Raw genomic sequence first — 25,620 nt, forward strand, 5'->3', positions numbered from 1 at the left:
ATACAAATGTATCTTTCAATCTATTCCATGTATGAATCTAGTCTGGCTATCAACAGAATATTTCACACACAATTGAAAAAGGGGGAATGTTTATGCAAAGAATTTTAAAGTTCCTGTTCATGTTCGTTTTTTCTTTGATTTGTGTTTTGTATGTTCAAACGAACGCTTTTGCCGCACCAGCATACGAGGGAGTTGTCAAAATGAAGCAGCCGTCAGGCGAAACTTTTGAAGGCACGTTACATGGAGATGAATGGTTCCACTGGGTAAGTACAAAGGATGGCGACATACTTTTACAAGATCAGAAGGGATATTGGAATTACGCTGAGCTTACATCAGATGAACTGATATCAACGGGTACAAAATATAAAATCGATAAGAAGCCTTCAATGGCGTTAAATGAGGACAATTTGAATAAGTGGATAAAAAAATACAACCCTCAAGCAAAGAAAAAACAGGTGCACATGAATAAATTACAAAAAGAATCACCAAAAAATATTGATGGAACTGTCACTCCAGTTGTAGGAACCAAAAAATTACTTGTTTTGTTAATTGGGTTTACAGATGTTGATATTGCATATAACGATAACGACTGGAGTAACAAATTCTTTTCTACAAATCAAAAGTCAGTTAAGAATTACTATAATGAAGTAAGTAACGGAAAAGTACAGATAACTCCAGCTCCTGAAACATATGGTACTCAAAATGATGGAGTGGTTAAAGTGAAATTAGATTACGCTCATCCGAGTACATCGGGAAAAAGTATGGGTACGGTTATAACAGATGCACTGGCTAAAGCTGATTCTCAAGTGGATTTTGCTAGTCTTGATACTAATAATGATCAAGTCATTGACTCTAAAGATGGCTTCTACATTGTAAGTTTTCTTGCTGGTAATGAACAGGCTGCTCCTGGTGCTCCACTTCCTTATATTTGGGCACATCAGTCGTATGCTCCAAATACAAATCACGATGGTGTTACGGTATCAGGCATGTATACGGCGCAGGGTGAAAAACAATATGGTCATATGGCAACAATTGGTATCCCTGCTCATGAGTTAGGTCATTCCTTTGGCCTGCCAGATCTATATGGTGATAATAATCGTGTGGGTAGCCTAAGTATAATGGGTAATGGATCTTGGAATAGTCTACAAGGAGAAGATTATGGAGCTACACCGGGTCATATGGATGCTTGGTCAAAAGTAAAATTAGGATTTGTAACACCAAATGTAGTAAATACCACTAATAACTTTACTCTAAATGCTATCCCAAATAATTATAATGTGTTAAAGATTCCTTTAAAGGATAATACGTATTTTTTAGTTGAGAATCGCGCAAAGGTTGGGTATGATGCGAGCTTACCAACAAATTCTGGTGGTATTGCAGTTTGGCATATTGATGAATCCATGAATAATAATTCCAGTGATCCGCATCCTTTCATTGATATAGAACAATCAGTCAGTGAATACCAAGACCCGTTCTATTACACGAATCAAAATCATGCTGCTACCTTTGGTCCAGACACTAATCCGAATAGTAATACCTACACGGGAGAAAAATCAGGAGTAACGATTACAACGACAAGTACAAGTAATTCTGCTATGAATGTAGCAGTCACAACAAAAGAAGCTAGTTTAATTCCGCAAACAAACTGGACACTAAAATATATAGATAGTTATAATTGGTACAATTTAGGTACGTATGCCTTTGATGGAAACAAAGACACATTTTGGCATACAAACTGGAGCCCCGTAGCTCCAATGCCGCACGAGATTCGAATTGATTTAGGTGCAACTTATAACCTCTCCAAATTCAGCTACTTGCCAAGGCAAGACGGCCAAATAAATGGAACGATTAAGGACTATGAGTTTTACGTCAGTAGTGATGGAGTAAACTGGGGAACAGCGGTATCCATAGGTGCTTTTGCAAACAATATTAACTTGAAAGAGGTCAGCTTTGTAAACAAGACAGGTCGTTATATTAAACTACGTGCATTAAGCGAGGTAAACAACAATCCATGGACAAGTGCCGCTGAAATTAATGTATTTGGGGTGGTTCAATAATATATTTGTGAGGTTATCTAATTAAATTATTGATACGCTAGTTCAAAGGGTTATCATCTGCTGAGAGTTCCCTCGGCATTTGATAACCTTTTGTTCTATACTAGCCAATATGCAAACGAAAAACATGGATTGATAAAATTCATATTCTTAGCTTGGTAGCAATGTGGTGGTATTCCTTACAGTTACTCATAAATTTTGTACTATGTAACTCAAAAAAGAAAGTGTTATAAATTCAATGATACCAAGGGATTCAGCAAAGGGTTCAGTTACACACAATATAAGATATGGGTAAGTCATAGAGAACTTGAAATAATATATTAATTACTTAGTGAAAATAGTATGGATTAAGAAGATAATGATTTCAAATCGTCAAAGTAGAGAAAAAGATACGAATGATTAAATTTAAATGTGGGTTATAAAATTATTAATATAAATATAACGATTTTAAAAATGGTCAATGACATTTTCCTCAAAAATGGAAAAGTTGATATAAAAGCACATAACCGTTTACAGCCCAATACATATAGTGTCAGTGTAGTGATAAGCAAGTACAACATGACTGCAATGAAAAATTATTTTTCTGTTAGCTTGTTTTCATTACGAGTTAAATTAATAGAACTTCTGTTAGTTATTATGAAACGCATCTTTGTTATAGGATCGGGGGGGAATATCTTGGCTGCAGAAAAAGGATATAGAAGTGGTTGTGGTTATGGCGGAGGATTTGCATTACTAGTCGTATTGTTTATCTTGCTTATTATCGTTGGCGCTGCTTGTTTTTGCTAGTTTATGAACTTCATTTTTTTCTAGAGAGGAGGAGTGTATCTTGGCTGCAGAAAAAGGATATGGAAGTGGTTGTGGTAGTTATGGCGGAGGATTTGCATTACTAATCGTATTGTTTATCTTGCTTATTATCGTTGGTGCAAGCTGGTGCGGATATGGTGGTTTTTAAGTAACAACCTTCTTATATCACCAAGAATAAATAAAGGGTTGCTTCACGTAGTGTGAAGTAATCCTTCATTAATATAGTTTAATATATGTTTAGAATATATAATGTGTTCGTTATGAAAGGAGAAAAAAATGGGATCTAGCCCATATTTTAATAAAAATGTTTCGTATCAAACTTCATCTATTCCAATAACCGAAGTAACTCAGAAGAAAAGTCGAATAATAGCGGCCGAAGCTGTTACACTTTCCAAAACGAATAATGAAACAACCAATGAAGCAATCAATGGAACGACTGATGAAACATTAAAAAAACAGAAAAATAATTCATCTGATTATTCGCCATTCCAAATTAATATTCCATATTTTAATATAAAAATAACTTCGACAGAGATATTAGGTGTTGCTAAATCCGTATTTATGCAAGCTCTTATTCAAAAGGTTCAAGATCCGGTATTTTTAATGAATCTTTTGAATAGTGAAGGTGGAAAGAAACTACTTAATTTAGCAGGTGATTTTTTTAAAGATACTGCTACGAAATCAGAAAATGATAAAGATGAAAACTAACATCAGCCTTTATTGATATACATCTCTTTGATAGCTCTAATTTCATAAATACTACAATCACAAAAGATAGGGATTAAAAATAATCCCTTCTTTTGTGAGCATAATTGCATTTTTCATTGTAATTATATGTAAATCAGATAATAAAAAGTGAAAGGGTTATGGCCGTTTTTTGGCAGGAAATGTGCCGGTCGTTTTGGAGTTAACGTGATATATTTGTATTGTGAGAAGTGGCGGAAAACACAACTCATAATATACCTTTATAATCTATAAAATCAATTAATGGATAATATAAGCCGTATGATGGCTACTTCCGCAAGCCAATTAGGAGGATTAAAGACCGTCATGAGTGGTGTATATGGAAGTATGTCAAACAGTAGATAAGCCATGACAAATAGTGTATCAAATCAAGTCATTAATAATTCTTTCGGATCATCTGGCGGTGGAGTTATTCCAATGCTTGGTGGAGATTTATTGAAGTACCCGTAAATTTAGAAGGAAGAGACGTGGCACGCGGTACTTATCGGCTATACAACCGAGTATCAAGAAAGAGAAGAAAAGAGAAACTCAGCCTTTTAGGTTTGGGTTTCTTTTATTTTATAAAAAAACGGAGTGTCAAAATGAGCTCTTTTACATTCAACAATCAACGAAAAGAATATATCCAACTAGAAAGAGGATGGAGCCCGCCAACATGGGAACCTCTAAAACGTAAATTCTTAAACACGCCTGGATATCCAGGCGCAAGATTATTAGGAATGGAAACAGATCCTCGTCGACTTTCTGTCTCTGTGGGAATTATCGTTCCAGATGGAACAGATTTAGAAACGTTAAAAGAAGAAATAGCGACATGGTTAATTACTGAACAAGCAACCGAGCTAACTTTTGATACAAAACTAGATAGAACATATATAGCTGTTATTGATGAAGATTTTAATGTTGATAATTTTATGAGTTTAAGAAAAGGCACCTTAAAATTCATTTGTCCAATGCCTTATAAACTAGGCCCAAGGAGAAAAATAGATTTCAAATTACAAGGAAGTAGATTAATTACAAATATATCGAATAATGAGAGTAAATATTCTGATCCTACGTTCATAGTTAAGGTAGAAACTCCCTCTACTTTTATTGATATTTCACGAAAAAAGGAAGAAGAAATTCAACATTTTCGTATGGGATACCCTGTTTCTGTGGAAGAACGAACAGTCGAGAAAGAACAGCTTGTTATGCACGATGAAATGAAAACAATGGTTGGTTGGAATCAAAATGGTCCAAACACTAACGAAGGTGAAAACACAGGAACTCTAAAGTCAGATAGTGAGCGCTTTGTTATAGATAACTTTGGTGCAGGTAGTACATGGCATGGCGGAGTGGCTAGGAAAAGTTTAAAAGAACCGCTACAGGATTTTACTGTTGAAGTAAACGAAGAAACAGGTGAGTATCTAACTTTTGAAAAGATTAACGGTGGGAAGTTATACGTCGCTGATGCAGATGCCTTACAACGTTGGACAGAAGATGGTTCACACAAATATGACATCTATAGTCCACAAACAGAAGATCAAAATATGTCAGCCGAAAGATTAAAACAACTAACGGAAGCGGAACTAAAGAAACGTATTAATAGCACTGTACAGTATGAAGTAACTCCAATTGCATTAGAAAAGATATTTGGTTTATCTCATGAAAAAGTAAATAAGGGCGATATTGTCCATTTCAAAGATACAAAATTTACGCCACCTTTGTTTTTAGAAGCACGTCTTATCGCAGCGGATGAATGTGATACAAATGCGGCAAATGATAAATATTATTTTGTTGATTTTAAAGAAGTAGAAGATACGAGAAGTCTGTTAGATCACATGTATGCCCAAGTTATGGGCAGTCTAGCTGGAAAAGCAAATAAAGGCTTGTTAGATAAGTTGGAAGAACTTGTGAAAGAGACAAATGAACAAGTTGATGTTGTGAAAAAGGAATCAGAAGCAGCAAAAAAGTTAGCAGAAAAAGTACAAGAAAACCTTAAAAATTATCAAACAAAAATTATTGAAAGCGCAAAACCACCGACAATCGGTTTAGAAAATGGAAAAACCTTATGGTTAGATATTTCAAACGGCAAGCCTGGCATCCTCAAATTATGGAAGAATGGCAATTGGGAGTCGGTTGTTCCTGATATGGACAAAGTAAAGGAAGATACCTTAGAGCAAGTCAACAAAGATATTGAAACCACAAAAACAGAGTTGAATAAAAAAGTTCAAGAAGCACAAAATCAAGCAACAGGACAATTTAATGAAGTGAATGAAAGATGTTGAAGATTACGTTGGTGGAATTGGTAACCAAACGGTTTTACGCAATGTCTTGTAGAAGAACGACACGAAATATTGGCAATTAACTTCAAACGCAGTAAGAGATACACAAGTCACTTATAAGAGGTGCAATTCACTTAGTGTTATTACTACAGGTAATATGACTTATTCTTTATCCTGTTTCTTTCTTAGTTGTACCTAGCGCGTTTTTATAATTCTTTATTTAATTCCTAATTTAAAGAACAAACTATCCAAAATAACATGATTTATATGACTATGTATACTCTTTTTGAAAAATATTGTAATTAATTAACATTTGAAACTATAACACAAATTATTTAAATAATATATCTAAATTTATCGTCATCACAATGGTGCTTGTCTTTAAATTTTCAGCAATCATTATTCCAGGAAATCTTTTATACCTCCCTTCAATTAGGGTCAGTATTATTCTATGTTTTAGTAAAAAAACTGCTTGTTTATTAACCTATTATTATACTTTTATATGATAGAGAGCTTTCTACTAGATATAGAATTCATAAAAACTATGCTAATTTTTAAGGGAGAGTGGATAGAACTACTGATTATGAAATTAATCAACACACATTTATCAAAGAAAATATTCTAATTTAAAATAATTTCTTATTTTGGAGTATACTGTCTTGAATGTATATTTCAAAATTGAATAGGTAAAAGATTTTATGTAACAACAAATAAAACTTCAGTATATGTAAAGCGATTTTTTACGAATATATAGCTTGATAAAAATAAAAATCATCATTTGGTAACCATGTTCATATCGTGATATCCAAAATTAAATTCAAGATAACTCATGTAATAAAGACTTCATAATTTTACCGAATCTGCGAGATACGTTGAAAACAGAATTTGTATTCCTCTAAAAATATTAATTTTCAGAATTTTCAATAAAAATGATTAGATTATACTAACTTAATGATAATGATTAAAAAGGCTACTATAGAACCCAAACATTAGTAGAAGAAAGACATATACAAGTATTATGAGTTTGAAAATTTCATAAACTCTAAAATCTTATAAAAAGAGGAGCATAAAACATGAGCGAACAATGTCCAATTAATGTACCATGTCAGGTAGCGGGACAAACCCAAACACCATTAAGTGATGAGACTGCAACACCAATTGTTACTCCAGGAGCACCTATTGTAAAGATTCCAGTTGTATTAGCTGAAAGAACGCTTCAAATTGTTGTAGAGTCTGATATTTCATTAGAGCCTCCAGCAGTCGAAATTAAACGCATCTTAAAAAACGTATTTTTAACACAATGTAAGTTAGTGCCTGTAGCATTTGTACCAGTACCAGGTACACCTTACCGACGAGTTACAAGAGCGAAATTATTTGTACAAGGCTATATTCGTAAAAATATTGAATATGCAAATGACGAGTGTAATGGAGTTCTATATGATCGTATTGCAAATGTTCCATTTTCTGGTTTTGCAGATCTGACAGAAGGTGATTTTCTATCATTAGCTTTAGTAGCTTCTTCTTCGGACACTACTTCTCATTTTATAAATCCTAAAAACGGTGATTTACCACGTCTAGACAAATATTTCTTTGAAAATGCAGTTTTTTATAACGAACAACCATATTGTGAATTAGTAAGCGCTCAATTTTTTGAATTAGACTTTTCACCTTGTCCTACAAACCTAAACGAACCATTTGATACGCTTCGTGAAAAAATTGTACTAGATCTTACTTTAAAAGTTTTACAAGTACAACAAGTACAAGTAGCACTATAAAAATAAAAAGAAATTGTCTTTGTTAAAAAGACAATTTCTTTTTTATTTTTATACAACATATATAATGATGAAATGGTCACATACAAAAAACAAATTTTTTGAATTTCATCAGACGGGGGGATGGTGATGAAAAATCCATGGATTGGTAAGGGGATATGGGATGAAATTTACAAGTATAAAAAACTGAATATACAAGATAATTTACACGAAAAAAGAGGGGGAAAAGAAGAAATACCACCTGAATTAAAGGGAGAATATGTAGCATCAAAATTAGAGAAAGAAGGTAAAGCGTCTGGATCACAAATAGGGCCTTTAATACGCTCACTGGTGGTCAAAACTCCATTTTCTATTTTTTCAGAAGTAACTAGTTTTAAAATATTTCCAAAAATAAATATTAAAAATCAAGAAGCATTTGTATTTAGGAATGAAAAAGGTGTAGAAGGGCGTGAATTAGATTGTAAGTTATTAACTACAGTGCAACAATATTATTCGGATAGTTATTGTAAATTAGTTTCTTTAAATCTTCATGAGAAGAGAATTCATTTTGAATTATATAACCAAAAAAATAAAGGGAATAAAGAAGAGAATAAGGTAGAGGCATCTTCATGGATTCCTATTCACAGTATAATATTAGAGAGTGAAAATGGGGAAGACGTAAATAATTTTATTACAGCGAAACTACCAATAGAAATAGGAAGATATAAAGGTGAAATTAGTTTGCGAGAAAAGGTTGTATTTAAAGAAAAAGTGATTGGAATAAAAGAGGTTGAACAGGAGATTATTTTGACAAAAACCGAATTTTTAATACCAAAGGTAAAAAAGAATGAGCAAAATACACTTACAGTTGAAAAAGGGAGCTTATTGGTAGAAGGGTATATATATCAATGTATTGAATACATATCAGAACAAAGTAAACTTCATGATAATGAGCATCAGTTAATACAAAATATTGTATTGGAGTTAATCATTCAAGTAATACAAGAACAAGAAGTACAAGTGCGAATTAAATAAAAATAATTATATTCCCTCGATTAGCTGATTATTTTTATTCGTAGTGTATTGATGGGTATTCTTTTGTAAATCATTTAGTGCTGCAAACTATTTGTTAAATGGTTTATCCTTGATAAATACAATTTTACATTGTTACTAAATTGTATGAATCTCCTCTGGTTTAAGTTTTAAAAAAGTGCTAACAAGTTTGCAAACGATCTTGCTAACACTTATACAGAATAGACATAAATTATCGCTGATATGTCGTTTTTAAAAATAGTCTTAATCAGTTAAATCACACTTATACGAAATGCTCATAAAAACCGTCTTAGTATCAAGAATATAACATGTTAGGTCAAACAAACCTTGATATAACAATGTTTGTTTAACTTGAATTTGTAAAACATTTACATTTTATAAATGCAAGTTATCCAAATCAACGTAATTATAAACATAAACATGATTAACACCAATCGGTTTACGTGACATTCGTATATTTTAAGTCTTTGATAAATAATACAATTTAAATTTTGCAGATTAGTAGAATGAGGAAATATGCTTAGAGTATTAGCGAAACCCAATCCTAATCAATTCTTTATCATTTATTTCAATTACGAATCTATATTCTTTGTCTAATATCCAGTAATAAAAACTGACTGCATCAACGTCAACTAGTGATTGGAATACTTTATCAAGATTTGTACTTACTACAGGGATTTCATAGTTATCCCATATTATAAAAATCTGTTCGTCAAAATCTAGTTGGTTTGCTCTAATAAGGGAAAGTAGTTGTTCTTTGTTCGAAGCTATGAATTGGTTATCTATCTGTTCCCAATCTATTCTTCCCGAGACAGTTATAGGAAATGAATTCATTAAAATAATAGCAATCTGCTGGCTTTTTTCTTGGGAGAAAATGAGAGTTTCGTTTCCTAGGGATTCAAGGCATTCACTAAACAAAGGGTTTGTGTCATTGTTGTTTTTGGTTTTCAGTGCTCTTAACTTTTGTCGCAATTTCCATTGTCTTGACGATCTATCATCCATTTTTAACATTCCTTATACAATTATTTAAGAATGAGTATAGCATATAAGGGAAGTCTTTATGAAAAGGAACTTTTTAAATATAAATTAAATAAAAGCGTTATTTGAAAAAAAGCCTTTTAAGGAAAGATAAGAGGCCATCAAAAAATATAACAACATGAAAATTTTATATTATGTATATACAATTTAAAGAGTTAGTGGAAATAATAAAATGTATAAAATTCTTATAAAAAAGCCCTAGGATTAGGGGATCTAGGGCTTCCTCTGTTGGTATATCTCACACGACATTATAAAAAGAAAAGAACTTAATGAAGGTAACACATGAATGTTTCGTAAATGTATCAAAAAAGTGAACAAAAGCGTTATTTTATTAGAAAAGTATGATTGTATGAAATAACATGTATGAAAGAAGAGGCGTTAGCAAAAATATCCCTTAACGAAATCGGCTTTATTTTTCAGCAAAGTAACCTTCTTAAGTGACTCATGTTGTATAGGTAGCAGAGAAAACAGAAAGAGTTCTTTTTATGGAGGACGGAGAAGTTGTTAGTGAAATACAACTAGGCAAGTTTAGGAATGATGATTTAAAAGCGCGAGAAGAGAAATTGTTAAAATGGTTAGCTGTACTCGGATTTTAAAGACAAAAACTCCTATTGAATATAGGAGTTTTTTCTTTGTTTGAAAGTTCGAAAAGATATATAATAATTTTCTGACTATTAATTTATGGAGGGGTATTAATGAAAACTGAAATGTTACACACACAAGAAGATATTTTAAAAATGCTTGATTCATTATTAAGACCTGCTGAACCATTTTGGAATGAGTTTTATGAGAATAGAGAAAAGGATGTTCCGTTTTTTGAAAATGTTCCAGATGAGAATCTAGTTTCTTATATACAAAAAGAGAGAGTTTTAAAAGGGAAAGTATTAGAACTTGGATGTGGTCCGGGTAGAAATGCAATTTATCTAGCGAATGAAGGATTTGATGTAACAGCAGTGGATTTATCTGTAGAAGGCATTAACTGGGCAAAAGAAAGGGCATTGGCAAAAGGGGTAGAAATTCATTTTATTTGTGATTCAATTTTTAATTTAGAGGTTCAAAACGAATTTGATTTTGTATATGATTCGGGCTGTTTGCATCACATTCCACCGCATAGAAGAATAAATTATGTGGATTTAATTAAAAACTCATTAAAATCGGGTGGTTATTTCGGATTAACATGTTTTGCAGCAGGCGATTTAGATGAGCGAAATGGATCAGAAATAACAGATTGGGACGTATATAGAGAATGGAGTCTACAAGGTGGTCTTGCATACTCGGAAGAAAAGTTAAGAGAGATATTTAAAGAATTAGAGGTAATTGAGATTAGAAGGATGAAACAAATGAAACAACCGAATGAAATGTTTGGAGAATCATTTCTTTGGACAGCATTATTTAAGAAGAAATAATAAAGTAGATAATTGACAAACTCATCGTTTTTATAGACAATATATTCATGGGAATATACGTTCGGTTTTTGAGTGACGTATGTTTTACATAAATACATAACAAGGGGCTGTCTCCATATGAGTAACGCAAATCAAAAAATTACTACGTTTTTAATGTTTGAGGGCAAAGCTGAGGAAGCAATGAATTTTTATACGTCGCTATTTGATCAATCAGAAATTGTAAGTATTTCTCGCTATGATGAAAATGGACCTGGTAAAGAGGGAACTGTAATTCATGCAACTTTTACGCTAAATGGCCAAGAGTTTATGTGTATTGATAGTTATGTAAATCATAATTTTACATTCACTCCAGCTATGTCTCTTTATGTAACTTGTGAGACAGAAGAAGAAATTGATACGGTCTTTCATAAACTAGCGCAGGATGGAGCAATTCTTATGCCTTTAGGTTCTTATCCGTTTAGTAAAAAGTTTGGCTGGTTAAATGATAAGTATGGTGTATCTTGGCAGTTAACTCTTGCTGAATAAAAAAGAAAAAGCGTAGCTTATTTTTGTTTGTAAAAGATGTTCATCTTGTATGGAATGAAGTTTCTAGGGTTTTAAAGAATAAAGGTATTCTTATTGCTGGATTTACAAATCCGTTACTATGGATTTTTGATGATAACCAAGAGCAAAAAGGTATTCTTGATGTTAAACATTCAATTCCTTCATCAACATTGGATTATTTACCAGAGGATGAAGTTCAAGATTACATCGATTCAAATCAAACAATAGAATATGCGCATACTTTAGAAGACCAAATCCAAGGCCAAATTGAAGCTGGTTTTGCTATAACAGGTTTTTATGAGGATGATTTTGGTGGAACAAGGATATTAGATAAGCATATTAAAACATTTATTGCGACAAAAGCTATAAAGTTAAAGATGGATTAAGAATTTTTGCTTGTCGCACGGGGCGTTAGTCGAAGAACGCTCTTAAAATAGAAAAGGATGGTGCTTTCCATCCTTTTCCTTATGTATTTTGAGTGTCGAAACTATTCTCAAAACAAGTTTTACACTACCAATTGTATAATTAGGTTATGCTTTTATATTAAGAATTTTGCTGACCAGATCTTTTTCCAAGTTTAGCTAACAATTCAGGTTGATCGCTTTGGCTCATTATAACTTCAATAAAGATAAGTTGATTCTTATTAAAAGTTATATTTGTTAAGACTGCTGCTAATTCTGCTTCATTTTCTACTTTAAATGTTAGACTTTTTTCTTCTGCCCCAAATACCATTGATAGTTTATTATAATCCCACATTTGTATATCATTATAAAGTTGGTTTTGGCCGTGAATGGCACGTTCAACAGTGTATCCGTTGTTATTGATTAAAAATATAATTGGTTTTAAATTTTGACGTAATATAGTTGATAACTCTTGGGCAGTTACTTGGAAAGAACCATCACCAATAATTAAAATGTTGCGCCGTGATAAATTGGCGAGCTGTGTACCAAGTAGAGCGGGCAGTGTATATCCGATAGATCCCCATAACGGTTGTCCTACATATGCAGTGTTATTAGGTAGAGGGATAGCAGAACTACCAAAGAAAGGTGTTCCTTGCTCTACAATTAAGACGTCGTTTTCTTGTAAGAAATGGTACATTTGCTGCCAAAAACGTTTTTGTGTGACCATTTGTGCTTTTGGAATGAACTCTTCAGTAAAAGGTGAGGATTCTAAAATAAATGGCTTAACGTCAAGGGTATCTTTATTACGATGCTCAATTGAATCACTTAAATGTTGTAAAACATCCTGCATTACAACTGGACCGTATTTTTTATCTATAATTTTCACAGTGTAGGGATGGATTTCTATAACTTGTTCTTTTGTAAAACCTTGTGTGAAGCCGCCTGTAATAGTATCAGTTAACTTCACACCAATACTAATAATACAATCAGATTCATCAATTCTTTTTCGCAAGTACGGAGAACTTACATCACCAGTATAAATCCCTATAAATTGAGGGTGTTTTTCTGGGAATATTCCTTTTCCCATACTTAACGTCGCGATGGGAAACCCAGTTTTTTCTACGAATTGATGTAAATTTTCTTTAGCGTGAAATCGATCTACTTCAAAATCAGCTAAAATAACAGGTTTTTTGGCACTATTTATTTTTGAAATGGCATGTAGAAGCATTTTATTTAATGCTTCTTTATTACTTAAAATAGGTTTATTTATAATAGGTTCTGTCGGTTTATTAATTGGTTTATTATACACATCAATTGGCAAATTAATATGAACAGGGCGTTTTTCATTCCAACATGCACGTAATACACGGTCAATTTCCTCAGCTGCATGCTCAGGTGTTACATTTGTTTGTGCCACAGTGATTTCTCGATACATATTGGAAAAGTGATCGAACTTTCCATCGCCTAACGTATGATGGACGATTGCTCCATTTTCCATTACTTTTGTTGGTGGCGTACCCGTGATTTTTATAACTGGCACGTTTTCTGCATATGAGCCAGCAATACCGTTAATGGCGCTTAATTCTCCGACACCGAAAGTAGTAATAAGAGCAGCGATTCCTTTTATGCGAGCGTACCCATCTGCTGCATATGCAGCATTTAATTCGTTACAATTGCCAATCCACTTTAAATTTTCATGTGCTACCACATCATCTAAAAAGGCAAGATTATAATCACCAGGAACCCCAAATATATGTTCAATTCCTAATTCATGTAGTCTATCCAATAAATATGTACTTACAGTATATTGTTTTTTCAAATGAATCATCTCCTAATTGTGCAATGAATGTTTCAATAGACTAAATAAGTTCTAATGCGTTGATTAAAATATTCATTACTAGATTGTGGTATAATTTACATACAGGGGGAAAGTAGATGACACAACATAAAGAAGAACAGATGAATGAGGCATTAGCATTATTTTATTTTGCATATAAAACATTTACTGAAAAGCCAGATGAAATTATAAAAGAATATGGCATTCAACGAGTACATCATCGAATTTTATTTTTTATCGCACGTTTTCCAGGGATAAGTGTAAATGAGTTATTATCACTATTAGAAATAAGTAAACAAGCTCTCCACGGACCGCTACGTCAACTTGTGGAAAAGGGCTTAATTGAGAGTAATGAAGCTATGCATGATCGACGTGTGAAACAGTTGTCTTTAACAGAAAAAGGTACAGATTTAGAGAAAAAACTGAGTGATGTACAAAGACAACAAATGGGTGCTATTTTTTCAAAATTTGGTGAATCATGTGAGGACAATTGGCACCAAGTTATGAATGAAATGGCAAATAGCCGATCAGGTTTTGATGCTTGGATATCCAAACGTGAAATACCAGTCGATCAAAAATAATGAAAAAACTTCTGTTTTTATCGTTTGAAAAAGAACAAATTTTATCCATACATTTGGCAACTATGATTTGGTCATAGAGTGAATGGATAAAAAGATACATTACTAGATACTTTATACGTGTACGCAATGGAACAATAAAATTCACATTTCCGAAAGGGGAATTATAATGATAAAACTTGTACTTATTCGTCACGGACAAAGCTTATGGAATCTTGAAAATCGCTTTACGGGATGGACAGATGTTGATCTATCAGAGAATGGATTAAGTGAAGCGAGAGAAGCAGGAGCAATATTAAAGAAAAACGGATATACTTTTGATGTGGCTTATACATCAGTATTAAAACGCGCAATTCGGACGTTATGGATTGTACTTCATGAGATGGATCTTACTTGGGTTCCAATACATAAATCTTGGAAGCTAAATGAAAGACATTATGGTGCATTGCAAGGGCTGAATAAAGATGAAACTGCACAAAAATATGGTGAGGAGCAAGTTCATATTTGGAGAAGAAGTGTTGATGTAAGACCACCGGCTCTTACTGAAGACGATCCTCGATATGAAGCGACCGATCCAAGATATAAAACACTCAAAAAAGGTGAATTTCCATTAACTGAATGTTTAGAGGATACGGAGAAGAGAGTACTTGCTTATTGGCATTCAGAAATTGCGCCGACATTAAAAAGTGGTAATAAAGTAATTATTTCATCACACGGTAACACAATTCGCTCGCTAGTAAAATATTTAGACAACCTTTCAAGTGATGGTGTAGTTTCATTAAATATTCCCACTAGCATTCCGCTTGTTTATGAATTAGACGAAAACTTACGTCCGATTCGTCATTATTATTTAAGTATGGATGGAGAAGTACCTGAAGGGGAAATTCCGAAACATATTTCTTTTTAATACGAAAATTTGAAATGAATGCTTGTCTACATATACAATATAGACTCATGGTAAAGTGAAATTTTAATCAGTAGGGGTCTTATTTCCCACAAATAACAGGATAAAAGACGTGGTACTTTCTAATATATATGCGATGTAGCTAATTTTAGAAGCTTGTCCACGTCTTTTGTCATAAAGAGAGCAGCTTGCGCATGTAATGATATCGTGAGTAGTTTTTGAATGGAGGGTGATGTGATTAATGATCTCTAACATTCGAATTGGCTTATTTGTTTTAGCGATTGTTTTTGTAGTCCTTGTTTTCTTTTATTGGAAAAATGAGGAGTTGTACGAGGAGAAAAAGCAACGTATTAGAAAGACTTGGTATGGTTTGTTTATCATATCTGTCACCGTGTATTTCATGATAAAAGGAATTGATTTAACCCTCTGGAAAAATCTTTTAATGTTTACTGCAATGGTTATTTTTGTTGATATTGCGTTCATTTTAACGCCTAATATTTCAGAAATATGGGGTGCGAAATTTAGCGATATTGGCAAGACAGTTCAATCAATAAAACGATCATTAATTGCATCTAAAGCGAGAGGGGAAATATACACGACAATTATTCAAAATGTTAATCCAGCAGTATTCGGTACGATGGAATGGCATACGGAAGAGGAATATACAAAGAGCTTAAATGCATTTTTAGATTCATATGGGGAAAAGATTGGCGCGAAAATTGTTGTTTTTGAAGCCGCGAAAGAGTTAAATACAAACTTTCGTGGTATTCGCTCGCAATTTAGTATTATCGTTCCGTTAGAACATATCGAGCAATTGAATGAGCAGAAAGCGGTGCAAGTAGAAAATGTCGGGATTATACCAGCAAAAATCGTAAGTGACGTTTTCATTGTTATTGATGGAAAGAAAAATAACCTGCAAGATCGGGATTTTGAAAATGTATATAATTTAACAATACATCATAGTTATTTTAGTAAATAAGGACAGAATCTTTTTCTGTCCTTTTCTTCTATACATAAATTAAAAACAAAATCCGACAAAGTTGAATAAAATTGGACAATCATTCCTACACTAGCATGTAGAGGTGATTGTAGTGGTAAAAGATTATGACAATGATTTTTTTAAAGAAGGTAACGAAGATACAACAGATTTCTCTTTAATAAAAGGGGATACGTTGCAGCAAGTAGAAGAATTAGAAGAAGAATTAAAAAGAAAATCATAAGTGTACACTCTTTCTACATTTGCTATATAATATAAATAAAAGGTTGTATCTTTTTGAAAAGGGGGAGAAGAGATGGCTGAAGTCAATGTGCAAAAGTCTTCGTTTTTTAAAGAAAAAAAAGAAGAATCCAATACAGATTTCTCTCTTGTGAAAGGTGCATTAACGGAGAATATAAATCGGTTAGAGAAACTAATGAATAATAGTAGTTCAAAATATATACAGGTGAAAAGAACAAAAGAAAATGCATAGAGCATTTTCTTTTGTTTTTTTATTTAATAGTAAACTTATCTTTTACTTTTTCAGGTAAATCTGCTTTCTGAATCTCTTCATAGGACTTTACTTCAATTGATGATATTTCATTTTTGCTATTATCATCTTGATCTACATAAAGGCGTAAAAACGCGTATTTATTTAATTTATGGTCGTTTTCTTTTTTTGTACTTCTAAATGTAATTTGTTTTTTGACACCATCTTCATCATATGCGGGCAGCGTATAGTTTCGTAAGTTTCTACCATCTACTTTTTCGATAGTTCCTTCGCCTTTTATCTGCATGTAATATACATCTTTACCAATTCTATTTAGTGACGCTCTCTCACAGCCAATAGTAAAACTAAAAAATAATAAACATAGTGTAATAATTGCTAAAAACTTTTTCATTTTCTTTATCTCCTTTAATGTGTTTCTTTAAAAAGTATACGATTATTATTAAATGAGAAAAATCGATATAGATTACAACGCCCTTACAATATTGTAAGATTGTTGTACATAAAATGAACAATAAAAGTTAAAACAAAGGTAAAATAATGAATCATGGTATAATGATATGAGACTTACATATTATTTTGTCATTTGGAGAGGAGCTTGAAAAATGTATTCTACCTTAGAACAATTAACAAAGCACCCTGTATTTTATCATTTTGCAGAAATTTCAAAGATTCCTAGAGGATCAGGTAATGAAAAGGAAATTAGTGATTATTTAGTGGGCTTTGCAAAAGAGCGTAACTTAGAAGTCATTCAAGATGAAGCATTAAATGTCATTATTAAAAAAGAAGCAACAACTGGTTATGAAAATGTACCAGCTATTATTATTCAAGGTCATATGGATATGGTTTGCGAAAAAAATCAAGCAACAGTACATGATTTTGAAAAAGATCCAATTGAATTACGAATCATTGGGGACATGTTATATGCAAATCAAACAACTTTAGGTGCTGATAATGGTATTGCAGTTGCGTATGCATTAGCTTTATTAGATTCGAAAGAAATTCCGCATCCAGCACTTGAAGTCGTTATCACTACTGAAGAAGAAACGACAATGGGCGGGGCTTTTGCTATTGATCCAAATCATTTTGAAGGAAAGATATTTATAAATATTGATTCTGAAGAAGATCATAAATTACTTGTAAGTAGTGCAGGTGGTGCGAAAGCTGTTGAAACAATTCCCGTAATTTGGGATGAAACGCCAGCGAATATGGATGCATACCGTCTATATGTTGGTGGCCTAAAAGGCGGACATTCTGGTATGGAAATTGATAAACAACGCGGTAATGCGAACAAAGTATTAGGACGAGTATTACGTGATTTATCGGCACATACGGAGTTTAACATAAGTGAAGTTCACGGCGGATTAAAAACGAATGCAATTCCGCGTGAAAGTGTAGCTACACTTTTAATTCGTACAGAAGATGTAGGACAAGTAGAAGAAAAACTAGAATCATGGACACGTGTATTACAAGAAGAAATGCGTGCTGTTGATCCAGATGTTCATGTTACACTGACAAAATTGGATGAAACAGTTGAAAAAGTATTTGCTCAAGAGACACAAAAGCAGCTTATTTCATCATTATTCTTAATTCCAAATGGCATTCAAAGTATGAGCATGGATATTAAAGGTCTTGTAGAAAGCTCAACAAATTTAGGCGTTATTGAAACGTTGCAAGATGAAATTAAATTACGTAACGAAGTGCGAAGTTCTGTAAGTAGTTTAAAACAACATGTTGCAGAAGAAATCAAATATATTGCTGAATTAGTTGGTGCTACATTTGAAATAGAGTCAGAGTATCCAGAATGGCCATACAATCCAAACTCACAAATTCGTAATTTATTTGAAAAAGTGCATCAAGAAAAATACAATAAAGAAATTGAAATCTTCGCTGTGCATGCGGGGATTGAGTGTAGCGCATTCGTTCAAAAAATGCCTGAATTAGATGCAATTTCATTCGGACCAGACATTTTTAACGTCCACACTCCAGATGAACATATCAGTATCTCTTCTGTAGTGAATAACTGGGGATTCTTCATTGATGTAATGAAGGGTACAAAAGAATTAGCTAAGTAATAACGACGAAATAAAAAGGAGCCTATAAAAATTTATAGGCTCCTTTTTTGTATTGGAATTTATCCCGCTATTTGCCGAGCAGCCCGATTGGTTTAACTAACAATCAGTGGGGGATGAATAAAACCACTACTGATCAAAGTTTCACTTTATGAGAAGTCATTTTTCGTTAGTATGTAATATTAAGCTTGAACAATTAATAAGGATGAATTGTTGATGTTTTTTAGTACTGATGAAGGGGTGGAGAAATGAAGGAAAGAAAGCATTTTATTGTTTGTATGTTTTTATTGTTCTTCACATTTAGTTTTATTGGTGTTCAGAAAATAATAGCAGAAGAAGTTGAATTTTCAGGAACAACAGCTCCATTGAATGTAAATGTTAGAGAGGCAAAAAGTTTGAATGCAAATATTGTAGATGTGATTCCCGGAAATACAACAGTATCTTTTAAAGGATGGGAGTATGGTGAAGCGGTTAAAGATTACTGGACAGGAAATTTAGATAATCGTTGGTTTTATTATTTTAAAGATGGAAAAAAAGTATATGTAACGTCAGCGTATATTAATGGAAATCCTCCAAATACATCAATAGATCGTAAATTATCTGTACCTAACATATTACAAGAAAGGTCAAATTGGTGTTGGGCAGGCACTTCGGTTTCAGTTTTAAATTATTTTGGAAAAACTCCTTCACAAGATCAGTACGTTAGGTATGTTAAGGGTGGATCATATAATAATCCTGCAACTTCACGTGAAATACAATATGGATTATCCGGATATGGGGTTAGCTCAGCTATAAGTTCTGGAGCAAAATCGTATGATTGGTTCAAAAGTCAAATTAATAGTAATCAGCCGATGATTGCACTCATTATGTGGCAAAATGGCGCTAACATCGGACACTTTTTAGTACTTGATGGGTTTTATAAAGGGACAAATGGAACAGATTATATAACATACATGGACCCTTGGTATGGTGATCATTATAATCATAATTTCAGTACGTTCCATAACAATAGTAATTTTTGGTGGAGTGAAACTGTTTATAATATCCATGCAAACTAATAATATTAAAAGCGGAGGTTCATAAATGGGAAAACTACTTAAGCTTGTGATACCGTGCATGTGCTTAATGACCGTTATTATTTTTGCTAGTAAAATTAGTTATGCATCAAAAAATAAAAGTGAATCAGTACAATCGATCGCATTAAAAGATTATCAATATAGTAAGGGAGGTTCTTCTGAAAATTTAAGTTTTGAAAAAATAACAACATCTCCATTTTCATTACCAATCTATGCAACTATTCCAGCACAGCAAATTTTAAATAGCTCTGAATTTAAGCATTTACTATTACCAACAAATGAAAAGCTGTGGTTTATTATAAAGGGTGAGCAGCCAGAAGGACTGATTGTTGCGAATGATACTGAACCGATTCGAACGGGCGGAGAAAATAGAAGTAAAGATTTATATGGATTATATAAAGCAATAAAAAATAATACAAATGAAACAAAAGATATTAGTTATTTCGAATTTGAAGGGCAAGGAATATTGGTAGTAAATCAAAATAATGATCAAGAAATATACCTTAGTAAAGGTGCCGCTGCCATATTAAAACTTCCTACTGGTCAAAAAGTATTGAGCAGTGAAGTATTACAGAAAATGAAAGAGAGAATTGTAACTGGTTTTGAATAGTGGTAATGTCTGATTCTTTTTTGTGTTTATACAGGGTTGAATAGGGAACAGGATCAATGGTAGCATTAGGGCATCTTTACTGTTTGAAACCTAATAGTGTATATAAAAAGGTTAGAGAAGTTAATTCTCTAACCTTTTTATATTAATGTATGAAATTTAAAAAGTGATGGAGTAAACCAAATAATAAAAATTTGTCTGCTCTTCTATTTTTATTTGCAATTTAAACTCGTTATATTCCGCTATCTATTGTACAACCTTTTTACATAGCTGAATTTTTTTATTTGAAAATAAGGGTGCATCTATAAAACCATAATGATAAACTAAAATACCTAATTCCACTCTAGAATTAATATGCCATTTTTCTTTAATATGATTAATTATCGTTGAAATTCTTCGAGGGGTAACATATATTTTTTTGGAAATTTCTGCATCTGTATATCCTTTTGCTACATAAATAGCTACTTCTAACTCTCTTTCGGTCAACATTCTTTTCATAAAATACGCTCCTTCGAAATTATTTATATAAAAATCAAAAGAAACTATTAAAAGAAATAAAGGTGAAAAATCATATTTATTTTAATCAGGCTATTTGCGGATAGTAAGATTCCCACCTCAAAATTTAGATGTGGCAAAGAAGTCGAACTCCCTGTAAAAGCCTGCCTGGAGTGGACTAATAATCAGTGGGGGGATAAAACTCCCATTAATTATTAGTGAACCATATTTTAATAATTTCTCGTATTGTAATACAAGTTTGTAAAAGAAACTATAAATCCATATAATTAGTAATTGTAACTATATTAATTTTACATTACATTAAAAGTTGGGAAATATTCTTATACTCATAAAGTGTTACATTTGAGGGAGGAAAGATGGAATTCTACAATCTTGGTATTATTATTAAAGAACTTAGAAAGAAAAAAAACATGTCACAATCTGAATTATGTCATGGAATATGTTCACAAAGTCAAATTAGTAAGATAGAAAAAGGTATTATTTATCCATCTAGCATATTGTTGTATCAATTATCTGAAAGACTTGGTATTGATCCAAATTATATATTCGCACTAACCAAAAATAAAAAAATAAAATATATTGAAAATGTAAAATGTGTAATGAGAGATTGTGTGAAACAAAAACAATATAATGAGCTTTACGAAATAGTAAAAAAAGAGAAAGATGAGAATAATTTTCAATCAAAAGAAGATAAACAATTTCTATTATGGCATGAAGCGATTGCTATATATTATGTAAATGGAGCAACAAGTAATGCCTTTGACATTTTAAATAGAGCACTAAAACAAACCTTAAGTAGTAGTAACTTTTTATCAGAAAAAGAAATAAGCATAATGAATTCAATTGCTATAATACATGCAGAAAATGAAGAGTATGAGAAAAGTATAAATATATTAAAACAAAGTTTAATTAATTTTAATAAGATAGAATTTCCTAGAGAAAAAGAAATCAAATTAAGACTCATTCATACGTTAACAAAATGTTTACACCTTGCAAATCAATATGAAGAAGCAATAAAGTATAGTGAAATAGGTATAAAATTAGCGATAAATATGAATACTTTATACTTATTAGGTGAATTATTTTTTGAAAAAGGTGCAATTTTATTGAAAGTTCAGCACTCTAATGAAGTTGGTTTAACAGACATAAAAAAAGCATTATTTATATTTGAACTAACTGAAAGAAAACAATATATAAAAATGATCAAGGAAAAATATATTAAAAATCAAGAATAAACAAGAAAGAATTCTAACATAAACTATTCCTAATTGTTATTTATTTCTAAAAAAAGTACTGTAATACGAACTATTCCTAATTGTTGTTTATTGCTAAAATAAATACCGTAATATTAGATAAATATAAAGGGTGGCATTTTATGAAATCAAGAGGAATTACTCGTAAAGCAGATAGCATGGGGCGTATTGTTATTCCAATGGAAATAAGACGGAGTTTAGGAATTGTAGAAAAAGATTCTCTTGAAATGTTTATAGAAGAGGACCAGATTATTTTACGAAAATATCAATCTCCAAGAGCTTGTGCACTTACAGGGGATATTTCAGACAGCAATATTTCGTTAGCGAATGGGAAGATTATTGTAAGTCCAAACGGGATGGAACTGTTAATAAAGAAGTTACAGCAATATCTTTTAAAATAAAGTGAAACTTTAATCAGGGGGAGTTTTGTTCATCCCCACTGATTATCAGCCCTCACCAATCTTGCTTTTATGGGCAGCCCGACCCCCACCTAACTTCTTTGCTTCCGCTGTATTTCGAAGTAGGGGTCTTACTGCCCGGCAAATAGCGGGGTAAAAGGTAAGTAAGAACTTTAAAATAGAATATACTTGAAAAAAATCCCTCTATCAATTTAGGGTTTTTTTTATTGTTATCAATAAAATTGAGGGGCCGTAGTTCGTTCAATGGAGTACGAATTACTTCATAAATAGTCTGACTACTTTTTATAAAAAAACTATTCATTTACATTTTTTGGTTTCGTGTTATATTTTTAATGTTAACATATTTGTATTAAAAATTCTGATTTTAAAATTAGGAAAACTTTAGAAAATGAAAGGAATTTTTAAATTAAATTTACCCATTCAATAGAGGTTCGTCGGGGAAATGTACCTAAGAAGAAATCTCTTATAATCCACGTTTTTTATTTGTAAATCGGTAGTTCTAATAGCTCTGACGAAAAGCGAAGGAGCAAAAAAGAAATGGATAGTTTGTTTGATAGAAGATAGGGTATAAAAAATAAAACAACGGAGGTTTTATAATGAATAAAGGAATACTGCAGATTACAGAAATTGAAGAAATTAGCATTCCTAATGTATTGAAGGATAAAATGAAGAATCTGATAGAAAATGAATTGAAAACTCATAATCCTTATACTTGTGATCAAGAAATAGCAGCATATTTTTCAAAAGAGTGGCTTAATTGTTTGATTGACTATTCAAAGAAAAATCCGAATTCAGATATGAAAAACCTACTACATATAATAAAAATAGCGAATTGTGGTGGAAACGTACCACCTACTCTTATTAAAAATACTCCATGTGATCCTATGGAAACATTATTACCTGGGGAAAATCGCAGAGGTTTTAATTATGGCGAAGACGAACACGATAGAATGAAAAAATATTTTTATGCAGAATGGGTCACATGGCTTTTTGCTACACTTTTTAATTATGATGCTTTAATTCACCCATCCGAACATGCAGGGAAAAATAGATTTCATCTCATTTCACCTTTAAACAACGATGAAGTTTTGCGAAATGTCGGTGCAAGCACTGGTGGCGGGAACTTTTATCAACATAACGATGCCACAGTGTATACAGATATGAAAGACCAATCAGATATTGAAGCAAGATTGAAAACATTCAATACGAATTTAGAAATTGTATCAAATAGACTTAATAAATCCGTGGAACGAATAGTGTCTGAAATTACTTGTGGCAAATTTACTAGAGTTGATGCTCTTTTATTAAAAGGAGTGTTAAATTTAAAAACTCAAACTCATATTGGAACCCCAAAATTACTTCAAAAGCATCTTGAAGAAAATTTCTTCAGTAAAGATGACATATTGGCGGTAAGTAAAATGCCTATTGCTCATATCGCAGGAATGGCTGATGGTGAAATATCGGGATTTGTAGGGGAAATAAACCAAATTATATTTTTAGATGATAATGGTGATATTATTGCAACTTGTTTGAATGGAGCAGAAAATAGATTGATTTATGTGGGAGAAAGTGAAGAAGAAAAATTGAAATTTGACATGTTTTTAGAACTCTTACGAACAACGCCTACTTATAAGGTTCCACTTACATCTGAAGATTTATTACTTATACCAAATTCATACTATGGTAAACAAACAAATGTAACTCATGGTAGGGAAAGGTTATCTGAGGAAGAATATAAAATCCCGATTGGAAACAATAAATATGGAAGAAGAATTGTTTGCAGACAATACGTTTCCAGTCGATTACGTGATCAAAAAGAAAGTTACTTTACAGATATCATTAACTAGTTTAAAGAGAGGAGGGACGATGGGGAGGTTTGGGTTATAATAGCTCAAGCCTTCCCATATTCTTTGTATGGATTTTACTATTGAATTACTTATACTACTATTTTTAGTAGCTGTATTAGCAGGATGGATAGATACGATTGCTGGGGGCGGTGGTATGATAACTATCCCGATAATGTTATTAGTAGGGATGTCTCCTTCTGTAGCGATAGCGACTAATAAACTACAAGGGAGTAGCGGAACTCTCATGGCAACAGTGTTTTTTATTAAGAAGAAAGAAATTAATCTTAAAGAAATGCGTTTGTCCATCTTAATGACCTTTTTGGGATCAGTTTTGGGTGGATGGCTTGTTTTACAGATACGAGCAGAATATTTAATCATGATATTACCTTTTTTACTTATTATTATTGGTCTTTATTTTCTATTATCTCCAAATATAGCAAACGAAGATCGACCGAGAAAAATAAGTATGTTGTTGTTTGCGTTAACAGTGGCTCCATTCCTTGGATTTTATGATGGTTTCTTCGGCCCAGGAACAGGTAGTTTAATTGCTTTAGCATTCATTCTTTTATGTGGATATAGTGCTACAAGAGCAACTGCAAATGCTAAGATCTTGAATTTTACAAGTAATTTCGCTGCTTTGTTATATTTTATTATTTTTGGCCAAATCGATTGGACAATTGGGTTGATTATGATGCTTGGTCAAATTATAGGATCGTATATTGGAGCGAAGATGGTGCTTACAAAAGGGACGTCATTAATACGACCAATAGTGGTTATTGTTTGCTTTGTCATGGCAATTAAAATTTTTTTACAAAATATAAACTAAATGTAATCAATATATTATTTGGATCAAAGTTAGAGTGTTTTCACGTTCCTATTGCAGTATTACGCTGTTTAAGATGTGTTCAAAATTACACAATTTGACTAGTGTAATATATTGCGTTATGCTTTTTTATAGTATAAAAGAAAGGCTTG

At 32.2% G+C, this 25,620-nt stretch carries 25 protein-coding genes and 3 pseudogenes; 24 read left to right on the top strand and 4 right to left on the bottom strand.

Features of this window, described 5'->3' with window-relative positions:
- Positions 1–92: 92 nt before the first annotated feature.
- The 8 genes and pseudogenes from BC_RS12105 (at position 93) to BC_RS12140 (ending at position 8,646) form a co-directional block, all read left to right on the top strand.
- On the top strand, positions 93–2,057 hold the full coding sequence (locus BC_RS12105) for a M6 family metalloprotease domain-containing protein (protein WP_001188935.1): 1,965 nt from the start codon (positions 93–95) through the stop codon (positions 2,055–2,057).
- A 672-nt stretch (positions 2,058–2,729) separates the two neighbouring features.
- Entirely contained in the window at positions 2,730–2,840 is a 111-nt protein-coding gene (locus BC_RS12110; RefSeq protein ID WP_000718602.1) for a YjcZ family sporulation protein, read from the top strand.
- Positions 2,841–2,880: 40 nt separating this feature from the next.
- Complete coding sequence (locus tag BC_RS12115; RefSeq protein WP_000718601.1) at positions 2,881–3,006, top strand: YjcZ family sporulation protein; 126 nt, start codon at positions 2,881–2,883, stop codon at positions 3,004–3,006.
- A gap of 128 nt (positions 3,007–3,134) precedes the next feature.
- The gene (locus BC_RS12120) at positions 3,135–3,566 is read left to right on the top strand and encodes a hypothetical protein (protein ID WP_000535863.1); all 432 of its coding nucleotides are present in this window, start codon (positions 3,135–3,137) and stop codon (positions 3,564–3,566) included.
- A 270-nt stretch (positions 3,567–3,836) separates the two neighbouring features.
- Positions 3,837–4,142, top strand: a pseudogene (locus BC_RS12125) (phage tail tape measure protein); the annotation flags it as partial.
- Between the two features lie 41 nt (positions 4,143–4,183).
- Positions 4,184–5,863, top strand: a complete 1,680-nt coding sequence (locus BC_RS12130; protein WP_011110097.1) for a distal tail protein Dit — start codon at positions 4,184–4,186, stop codon at positions 5,861–5,863.
- A gap of 1,070 nt (positions 5,864–6,933) precedes the next feature.
- Positions 6,934–7,635 (top strand): CsxC family protein, encoded by a 702-nt coding sequence (locus tag BC_RS12135; protein ID WP_001294982.1) that lies wholly within the window; start codon positions 6,934–6,936, stop codon positions 7,633–7,635.
- 126 nt (positions 7,636–7,761) lie between these two features.
- The gene (locus BC_RS12140) at positions 7,762–8,646 is read left to right on the top strand and encodes a BC_2427 family protein (protein WP_000795503.1); all 885 of its coding nucleotides are present in this window, start codon (positions 7,762–7,764) and stop codon (positions 8,644–8,646) included.
- A 546-nt stretch (positions 8,647–9,192) separates the two neighbouring features.
- Here the strand turns inward: BC_RS12140 and BC_RS12145 are convergent.
- Entirely contained in the window at positions 9,193–9,666 is a 474-nt protein-coding gene (locus BC_RS12145) for a hypothetical protein (RefSeq protein WP_000342725.1), read from the bottom strand.
- Positions 9,667–10,157: 491 nt separating this feature from the next.
- Between BC_RS12145 and BC_RS28435 the strand changes: the two are divergent.
- The 4 genes and pseudogenes from BC_RS28435 to BC_RS12165 all read left to right on the top strand — a co-directional run.
- A pseudogene (locus tag BC_RS28435) lies at positions 10,158–10,298 on the top strand (ABC transporter ATP-binding protein); the annotation flags it as partial.
- 99 nt (positions 10,299–10,397) lie between these two features.
- Positions 10,398–11,108 carry a class I SAM-dependent methyltransferase gene (locus BC_RS12155; RefSeq protein WP_000846112.1) on the top strand — a complete coding sequence of 237 codons (711 nt, stop codon included), beginning with the start codon at positions 10,398–10,400 and terminating at the stop codon, positions 11,106–11,108.
- A gap of 117 nt (positions 11,109–11,225) precedes the next feature.
- Positions 11,226–11,633 (top strand): VOC family protein, encoded by a 408-nt coding sequence (locus BC_RS12160; RefSeq protein WP_000063587.1) that lies wholly within the window; start codon positions 11,226–11,228, stop codon positions 11,631–11,633.
- A 23-nt stretch (positions 11,634–11,656) separates the two neighbouring features.
- Positions 11,657–12,037: pseudogene (locus tag BC_RS12165) on the top strand (SAM-dependent methyltransferase); the annotation flags it as partial.
- Between the two features lie 157 nt (positions 12,038–12,194).
- Here the strand turns inward: BC_RS12165 and BC_RS12170 are convergent.
- Positions 12,195–13,880 carry an alpha-keto acid decarboxylase family protein gene (locus BC_RS12170; protein ID WP_002195513.1) on the bottom strand — a complete coding sequence of 562 codons (1,686 nt, stop codon included), beginning with the start codon at positions 13,878–13,880 and terminating at the stop codon, positions 12,195–12,197.
- Positions 13,881–13,987: 107 nt separating this feature from the next.
- Here BC_RS12170 and BC_RS12175 point away from each other — a divergent pair, with 107 nt between their 5' ends.
- The 5 genes from BC_RS12175 to spoIISB all read left to right on the top strand — a co-directional run bounded on the left by BC_RS12175 (position 13,988) and on the right by spoIISB (position 16,840).
- Positions 13,988–14,470 (top strand): MarR family winged helix-turn-helix transcriptional regulator, encoded by a 483-nt coding sequence (locus BC_RS12175; protein WP_000191888.1) that lies wholly within the window; start codon positions 13,988–13,990, stop codon positions 14,468–14,470.
- A gap of 166 nt (positions 14,471–14,636) precedes the next feature.
- Positions 14,637–15,374, top strand: a complete 738-nt coding sequence (gene gpmA / locus BC_RS12180; protein WP_000594152.1) for a 2,3-diphosphoglycerate-dependent phosphoglycerate mutase — start codon at positions 14,637–14,639, stop codon at positions 15,372–15,374.
- 238 nt (positions 15,375–15,612) lie between these two features.
- Positions 15,613–16,350, top strand: coding sequence for a type II toxin-antitoxin system SpoIISA family toxin (locus BC_RS12185; protein ID WP_000624977.1), 738 nt, complete (start codon positions 15,613–15,615; stop codon positions 16,348–16,350).
- A 112-nt stretch (positions 16,351–16,462) separates the two neighbouring features.
- Positions 16,463–16,591, top strand: coding sequence for a hypothetical protein (locus BC_RS12190; protein WP_000237819.1), 129 nt, complete (start codon positions 16,463–16,465; stop codon positions 16,589–16,591).
- A 72-nt stretch (positions 16,592–16,663) separates the two neighbouring features.
- A complete protein-coding gene (gene spoIISB / locus BC_RS12195; RefSeq protein ID WP_000852629.1) occupies positions 16,664–16,840 on the top strand; it encodes a stage II sporulation protein SB in 177 nt (58 codons plus the stop codon).
- A 19-nt stretch (positions 16,841–16,859) separates the two neighbouring features.
- Here spoIISB and BC_RS12200 read toward each other — a convergent pair whose 3' ends face one another.
- Positions 16,860–17,249, bottom strand: a complete 390-nt coding sequence (locus BC_RS12200) for a YxeA family protein (protein ID WP_000713863.1) — start codon at positions 17,247–17,249, stop codon at positions 16,860–16,862.
- 211 nt (positions 17,250–17,460) lie between these two features.
- On the opposite strand from BC_RS12200, the gene pepD reads away from it, so the two are divergent.
- The 3 genes from pepD (at position 17,461) to BC_RS12215 (ending at position 20,613) form a co-directional block, all read left to right on the top strand.
- On the top strand, positions 17,461–18,930 hold the full coding sequence (gene pepD / locus BC_RS12205) for a beta-Ala-His dipeptidase (RefSeq protein ID WP_000287556.1): 1,470 nt from the start codon (positions 17,461–17,463) through the stop codon (positions 18,928–18,930).
- Between the two features lie 245 nt (positions 18,931–19,175).
- Positions 19,176–19,985, top strand: a complete 810-nt coding sequence (locus BC_RS12210; RefSeq protein WP_000664546.1) for a papain-like cysteine protease family protein — start codon at positions 19,176–19,178, stop codon at positions 19,983–19,985.
- 25 nt (positions 19,986–20,010) lie between these two features.
- Entirely contained in the window at positions 20,011–20,613 is a 603-nt protein-coding gene (locus BC_RS12215) for a hypothetical protein (protein ID WP_000517266.1), read from the top strand.
- Positions 20,614–20,856: 243 nt separating this feature from the next.
- On the opposite strand, the gene BC_RS12220 is transcribed toward BC_RS12215, so the two are convergent.
- Positions 20,857–21,108, bottom strand: coding sequence for a response regulator transcription factor (locus BC_RS12220; protein ID WP_000827560.1), 252 nt, complete (start codon positions 21,106–21,108; stop codon positions 20,857–20,859).
- Between the two features lie 374 nt (positions 21,109–21,482).
- Here BC_RS12220 and BC_RS12225 point away from each other — a divergent pair, with 374 nt between their 5' ends.
- From BC_RS12225 to BC_RS12240, 4 genes are all read left to right on the top strand, one after another.
- Positions 21,483–22,361 carry a helix-turn-helix domain-containing protein gene (locus BC_RS12225; RefSeq protein ID WP_000397979.1) on the top strand — a complete coding sequence of 293 codons (879 nt, stop codon included), beginning with the start codon at positions 21,483–21,485 and terminating at the stop codon, positions 22,359–22,361.
- A 140-nt stretch (positions 22,362–22,501) separates the two neighbouring features.
- Positions 22,502–22,780 carry an AbrB/MazE/SpoVT family DNA-binding domain-containing protein gene (locus BC_RS12230; RefSeq protein ID WP_000842216.1) on the top strand — a complete coding sequence of 93 codons (279 nt, stop codon included), beginning with the start codon at positions 22,502–22,504 and terminating at the stop codon, positions 22,778–22,780.
- 614 nt (positions 22,781–23,394) lie between these two features.
- Positions 23,395–24,645 (top strand): hypothetical protein, encoded by a 1,251-nt coding sequence (locus tag BC_RS12235; RefSeq protein ID WP_001032357.1) that lies wholly within the window; start codon positions 23,395–23,397, stop codon positions 24,643–24,645.
- 67 nt (positions 24,646–24,712) lie between these two features.
- Positions 24,713–25,471: a TSUP family transporter gene (locus BC_RS12240; RefSeq protein ID WP_000347994.1), complete on the top strand. Its 759-nt coding sequence runs from the start codon at positions 24,713–24,715 to the stop codon at positions 25,469–25,471.
- The last annotated feature ends 149 nt before the right edge of the window (positions 25,472–25,620 follow it).

The sequence above is a fragment of the Bacillus cereus ATCC 14579 genome (assembly GCF_000007825.1).
GTDB lineage: Bacteria > Bacillota > Bacilli > Bacillales > Bacillaceae_G > Bacillus_A > Bacillus_A cereus.